Below are 5,537 nucleotides of genomic sequence, written 5' to 3'. Positions count from 1 at the left end.
CGCGCAGCCCGCCGGCGAAAGCCAGATGCAGCATGGCTCGATCGCGAATGCCTGATAATGTCCGCCGATCCGGTGCATTGAGCAGCGCTTGCACTTCGGTACGCGAAAGCGAAGCCACGAGGGCCTCGTCAATCTTCTTCATCGGAATGGCGTGAACCCGAAGGGCCTGATCCAGCACTGCGGGTACGCGATGCTCGAGATAGCGGAAGAAGGACTTCACGGCAGCCAGCCTGGCGTTGCGCGAACGGGCCTTGTTGCCACGCGTCTCTTCGATGTGTTCGAGAAAGGCGAGGATCATCGGTACGTCGATATCTTCGATCTGCAGCAGACAAGGTCGCTTGCTCAACCGTCGCGCGGCGAACGTCACCAGCAGCTGGAAGCTATAGGCATAGGCATCGCAAGTGTGAACGCTTGCGCGTCGTTCCCGGGGAAGATGTTCGCGCAGGAACGCGGTGAGGTGCTGGGCAAGCTGGGTCATGCCGTCACTCCTCGATGCAATGTCTCGCCGGCTGCAGACATATGCGCCATCAACTCGTGCGTTGCCTGAAGATACCAGTAAGTATCGGTCACATGGGCGTGCCCCAAATAGGTGCTGAGGGCGGTGATATGCCGCGCCACCGCCTGGGAATCGTGCGCACAGCGTTCGAGAGAGCGAACGGCGAACGTGTGGCGAAGATCGTGGATCCGCGGCCCTCGCGATCCTGGAGCGCCTCGCAAGCCGATCGATCGACTGATCTGCAGGAAGACCGTAATTACTGTCGGATAAGCGAGCGGCGTTCCCTGATGCGAAATGAAAAGCGCGTCGCTCTGACTTGCTGCCTTCAGGCGGGTTGCGAGATATCGGTCCAAGGCGCGTCGGGTCGTCGGGTGGAGCGGCACCAACCGGCTCTTCTTGAACTTGGTCTGGGCAATGATCAGCCCGTCGTTGGTCACGTCCGGCAATCGAATGGCGATCGCCTCCGAAGCACGCATGCCGGTCGCGGCAATCAGCCCGAACATCGTGGCGTAGGTGAGCGATCGGATTGAACCGTCGGGGCCAAGTCGCTGAGCGGCGTCGATCAGCCGTCGGATCTCCCCGGGACTATAGATATAGGGCGTGCGGCGCTTGCGACTGGCGCGGCCAAAAAGATCAGCGGAGGGAACTTCATGGCGGGGATCTTCGGCATGCAGCGAGAGCGCGAAGCGACGTACCGCCAATAGGCGGTTCCGACGTTGTTCGGGTGAAGGCGCCTGTAGCGCCCACTCGTGCACGGTTGCCGTCGTTATGACATGCTCACCGCGATGCTCGGCAAAGGAGACGAAATTGCGCAGAAGAATGCCCGGGGTCCGAAACTTGAATCCCAGGGCTTGGTGCAGCGCCGCATGATCGGCGAGGAGCTGACTCAGCATGGCAGCTCTCCCGGCCAGGGCTGAGCAATCTGCTCCAGCATCGCTACATCGACCTTGGCGTAATGTGCGGTCATATCGAGCGAGCGGTGACGTAGCACCGTGCCAACAGCTTCGAGTGTGGCCCCCGAGCGTAGCATGGTGGTTGCCGCAGAGTGGCGCAGCAGGCACGCTCCGGTCGATGGGGGATCGGAAATGCCCGCACGCTTTAGCGCCAGTGCTACGATCGTAGAGATATGGCTGGACTGTGCAAATGACTGGTAGGGTGCAATCATTGTGAGAAAGACTGCCTCTTGATGCACGCGCGGCCGTTCCTGCTCGATGTACGCGAGAAGTGCATCACCGACGTCCTGCGGCAACGGCAGCCGAACTTGACGGCGCGCTTTGCCACTCAAGCGCAGCATACCAGACGTCCATTCGATATCGCTGAGCCTGAGTCCGGCCACATCCCCGGCCCGCAGCCCCAGGCGAGCCAGTAGGAGCAGGATTGCACGGTCCCGCAAACGCCCTCTGGTAAGTTGATCACAGGATGCAATGACGCGCTCGACATCGGCGGCTGCAAGATACCGCGGTAACGACGAAAGGCGCCATTGCAGGACCGGCGGAATGGCGTGATCGAGGTTGGGGCGGCACAAGCCGACACCCGCGAGGAAGCGAAGATAGCTGCGCAAGGCGCTCGTTATGGTCCTCAGGTTGGCCGGGCCGGTTCGCTCGCGCCACTCGCGGACAACGTTACGGACCCGGGCGGCATCATAGTCGAGAGTCGCCGTACCGAGCTCCGGTAACAGCTTATGCAGGTCGCGAAGGTGACGGACGATCGTGCGTTCCGACAGTCCCCGGTGGACGCGCAACCAGCTCTGATAGTCGACAAGCAGGGGATATGGCGACGTGACCTTCAAGGGTGGACGTGCGATACCGGCTTTTTGCAGGAAAACAACGAACCTCCCGGCGCGGCGCGAATATTTTGGTGAGATACGCAGCCACTGCCGCCCACCAGGACATCGACACCGATGTTCGGCAAAGCGACGAACGACATCGTCATCAATGACGTCGATCGAGATACCGGCGCTACCAAGCCAAGCCGCGAAATGACGAGCTGAGGACGTGTAGCCCTCAATGGTCAGCGGCGTATATCTCTGAGCGGCAAGCTCGGCCGCGAACCGTTCGATCCATGACGACAACGATCCTGGATCGAGGAACCTGTGATTACGATTATTGGCATCCATCTGTGCTCTCCTCACAACGTGAACCTCATCGTGAGGGAGCATAGTTATGTGGAGCGATTGCGCGTGCTCGATCTATCTAAGCATCTGTGAAGACGCCATAATCCATAGACCGGCAATGACAACTTCGCATAATCATGGTCGCCGCATAATTGCGCATGTCGCAGTGACCGCTTGCGATCCACACCCGCACCCCGGAACTGATCGGGATCATTTGAGCGCTCGCATGATCGCGGCTGCCAGGTCGCATGGCGCTGCTGCGCCAATCCTCACCTTCACGCCACTCGGGAAGTCCACGCACATGGCCGGCTCGGCCGCACCACCATTGCTCGCAACGTCAACGAGCTTGGCCGGGACGAACGCCGGACCGGCTTCCTGCGCCAAAGCTTGCCGTCGCCAAGTATAGATCAGCCCAGTCGCAACATCGAAACGGCGTGCGACGTCGCAAACCACCGCGCCTGGCGCGAAAGCCTCGGCCAGAATCTGCGCACGATCTTCCAACGACCATCGCCGACGCCGCTCCGGCCCCGTCAGCAAAACTGCATGTCCCATGCTCAATGGTAAGCGTCCGGCGAAGGCATTTTCGCTTGGTCGAGAGGCCGATATTATAGGCCGCGTTTCATCTCGTCTGCCATAACGCGTTCGACCACATCCGGATCGCATTGTTCATCGACGAGAAACTGGCGGATTCCACCATCCCATGTCCGTATGTCGGCGAGGAGATTTTGGAGTTCGTCCACGCCGTTCTCGGTCAGGCCCTTTGTGCCGAATTCGCTGCCGTCGCGGACATAAAGCAATTCGCCTTCGCTGATATTATCCGAGTTGGCGGTCACCTCTTCGATCAACTCGAGGTTCTCGCCGATCATCTCAGCGACCTCTTTGAGGGTATAGATGATCCTTGAGCGTGCCATCACGCAGCCTCGTACCGGTCTTTTGCCGGAGTCCACTGCCACGGGAGCAGTTCCTCAAGTCGATCCTTCGGATGGCTCTGGATCCTGGTCAGGACGTCTGTCAGATAGGTCTCTGGATTGTGGCCATGGAGTTTAGCTGTCTCGATGATGGTCAGGATAGTGGCGATGCGCTCGCCGCCCTTGTCTGATCCAGCAAAGAGCCAATTTTTTCTTCCAATTCCGAGTGGCCTCATAGCGCGCTCAGCTATGTTGTTATCGATTTCGACACGGCCATCGTCAATGTAGACGCTCAATGCTGCCCATCGCGAGAGAGCGTATCGCATCGCTTCGGCAAGCTTCTGTTTCTGCGGCAGCGTCGAAAGCGCCGTTTCAATCCAGGCCTTGAGGTCCGCCAGAATGGTCTGGCGTGTTGCTGGCGCAGTGTTCGCCTCTCGTCAGCCGACATGCCGCGGATACGATCCTCGATATCGTAGAGGGCACCGATGCGCGACAGAGCCTCGTCGGCGATCGAAGATGGCTTGAGCTTGATCACATCATGGAACTTGCGGCGCACATGCGCCATGCAGGCAGCTTCGATGATCTGGTTGCCGTAAAGCTTGCTATAGCCAGCATACCCGTCCGCATGCATTACGCCGTTGAAGTGAGCGAGGTGTTCAGCCGGATGCACGCCCTTTCGGTCGGGGCTATAGTAATAGGCGATCGCTCCGGGCGTGGGATCCTGGCAGCCGCTGCCATCGAAGACATAGACCCAGACCCTGCCGGTCTTCGTCTTTCCTCGTCCTGGGTCGAGAACATCGACCGGCGTGTCGTCCGTGTGTATTCGATCGATGGCCGCGAGATGGGCTCTGATCAGCGAGATGAGGGGCGAGAGCAGAACGGACACACGGCCAACCCAGTCCGCCATGACAGACCGGGAGATGTCTATCCCCAGCCGGTCGTACATCTCGGACAAATGGTAGAGCGGGATATGATCGTCAAATTTGGCGACCATGATGTGTGCGAGCAGTCCTGGTCCAGGTTTGCCTCGCTCGATCGGCAAGCTCGGCATCTCACCCGATACCATTGTATCGCAGTCCCTACAGACCATGCGCTTCTCGATATGCCGGACGATCTTCACAGAAGCCGGCACATGCTCCATCACCTGGACCACCTTGTCGGCCGCCTTCAGGAAGGACATGCCACCACAAGTCGGGCAACTGCAGGGCGCTGCATACACCCGCTCTTCAGTTGGAAGGCCATCCGGCAGAGGTCTGCGTTTCGGCTTGTCGGGGGCATCGTCCAGATCTGGCAACAGGCCTTTTCCGGAACGAGCATCAGCCTCGGCGCGAGAGGCTTCGATCTCCTCCAGCATCAGTTCGAATTGCTCAATCTTCCGATCGATCTTTTCCGAAGAAGCGCCATGCTGCCGATGGCGGAGCAGTTCCAGCTGCGCACGCAGAAGCCCGATAATGGAGTCTCGTTTGCTGACTTCGGCTACTTGGCTCTCAAGCTTCGCCGCCTGTTCAGCGACGAGCGCGCGCAATGCCAATAGCTCGTCCTGACTGTCCAGCGGCGGTGCTTTCATGCCCAAAAACATAGCCGATTTGCAGCGAAAGCACTAGCGTTTTGCCCCGGATGTCCCTGTAAAATATAGCTTTTAACCCGTGCGGCCAGGGGCGGAAGTCCACGCTGGTCGGCGCCAGTCAATCCCTTCAACAAGCATCGACAACTGCGCCTGCGTCAGATGCGCAACGCCATCTTTCGCCGTCGGCCAAGGAAAGTATCCGCGCTCGAGAATCTTGTAGAATAGGCAGAACCCCTCGCCATCCCACCATAGAAGCTTGATCCGGTCGGCGCGCTTTCCACGGAAGCCGAAGATCGCTCCGGAACCCGGCGCTTCCTTGATCACCGCCTCGACCATAGCGGACAGACCATCGATACCGCGCCGCATATCGGTCACCCCGCAAGCCAAGTAGACCCGCACATTTCCTGTCGGCCCGATCATGCAGCCTCAACACACGCGATCAACGATGACAGC

General features: G+C 59.4%; 6 protein-coding genes and 1 pseudogene. All 7 read right to left on the bottom strand.

Annotated elements, in window-relative coordinates; all coding sequences use genetic code 11:
• Positions 1 to 478, bottom strand: a 478-nt coding sequence (locus AS026_RS08505) for a tyrosine-type recombinase/integrase (RefSeq protein ID WP_160330092.1), incomplete at its 3' end; no start/stop codon positions are given.
• Positions 475 to 1,389: a tyrosine-type recombinase/integrase gene (locus AS026_RS08500; protein ID WP_028749685.1), complete on the bottom strand. Its 915-nt coding sequence runs from the start codon at positions 1,387 to 1,389 to the stop codon at positions 475 to 477. The genes AS026_RS08505 and AS026_RS08500, both read right to left, overlap by 4 nt.
• Positions 1,383 to 2,612 (bottom strand): tyrosine-type recombinase/integrase, encoded by a 1,230-nt coding sequence (locus AS026_RS08495; protein ID WP_028749684.1) that lies wholly within the window; start codon positions 2,610 to 2,612, stop codon positions 1,383 to 1,385. The genes AS026_RS08500 and AS026_RS08495 overlap by 7 nt, the downstream gene beginning before the upstream one ends.
• A gap of 207 nt (positions 2,613 to 2,819) precedes the next feature.
• Positions 2,820 to 3,161: an IS66-like element accessory protein TnpA gene (gene tnpA / locus AS026_RS08490; protein WP_040679047.1), complete on the bottom strand. Its 342-nt coding sequence runs from the start codon at positions 3,159 to 3,161 to the stop codon at positions 2,820 to 2,822.
• Positions 3,162 to 3,214: 53 nt separating this feature from the next.
• On the bottom strand, positions 3,215 to 3,520 hold the full coding sequence (locus AS026_RS43150) for a hypothetical protein (RefSeq protein ID WP_062369359.1): 306 nt from the start codon (positions 3,518 to 3,520) through the stop codon (positions 3,215 to 3,217).
• Positions 3,520 to 5,084 (bottom strand): annotated as a pseudogene (gene tnpC, locus AS026_RS08480) (IS66 family transposase). Before tnpC ends, AS026_RS43150 begins: the two are co-directional and overlap by 1 nt.
• Before the next feature lie 72 nt (positions 5,085 to 5,156).
• Positions 5,157 to 5,504 (bottom strand): IS66 family insertion sequence element accessory protein TnpB, encoded by a 348-nt coding sequence (tnpB, locus tag AS026_RS08475; protein ID WP_062369358.1) that lies wholly within the window; start codon positions 5,502 to 5,504, stop codon positions 5,157 to 5,159.
• Positions 5,505 to 5,537 lie beyond the last annotated feature (33 nt).

Origin of the sequence: Rhizobium altiplani (assembly GCF_001542405.1) — a bacterium.
In the GTDB taxonomy this organism is placed as follows: Bacteria; Pseudomonadota; Alphaproteobacteria; order Rhizobiales; family Rhizobiaceae; genus Rhizobium; species Rhizobium altiplani.
Note: the sequence above shows the minus strand (reverse complement) of the source record. Positions and strands in the feature narration are given on the sequence as shown.

Excerpts from the sequence above, each read along its gene's own strand:
- AS026_RS08500 (WP_028749685.1), bottom strand. The coding sequence starts at position 1,389 with ATGCTGAGTCAGCTCCTCGCCGATCATGCGGCGCTGCACCAAGCCCTG.
- AS026_RS08495 (WP_028749684.1), bottom strand. The coding sequence starts at position 2,612 with ATGGATGCCAATAATCGTAATCACAGGTTCCTCGATCCAGGATCGTTG.
- tnpB (WP_062369358.1), bottom strand. The coding sequence starts at position 5,504 with ATGATCGGGCCGACAGGAAATGTGCGGGTCTACTTGGCTTGCGGGGTG.
- AS026_RS43150 (WP_062369359.1), bottom strand. The coding sequence starts at position 3,520 with ATGGCACGCTCAAGGATCATCTATACCCTCAAAGAGGTCGCTGAGATG.
- tnpA (WP_040679047.1), bottom strand. The coding sequence starts at position 3,161 with ATGGGACATGCAGTTTTGCTGACGGGGCCGGAGCGGCGTCGGCGATGG.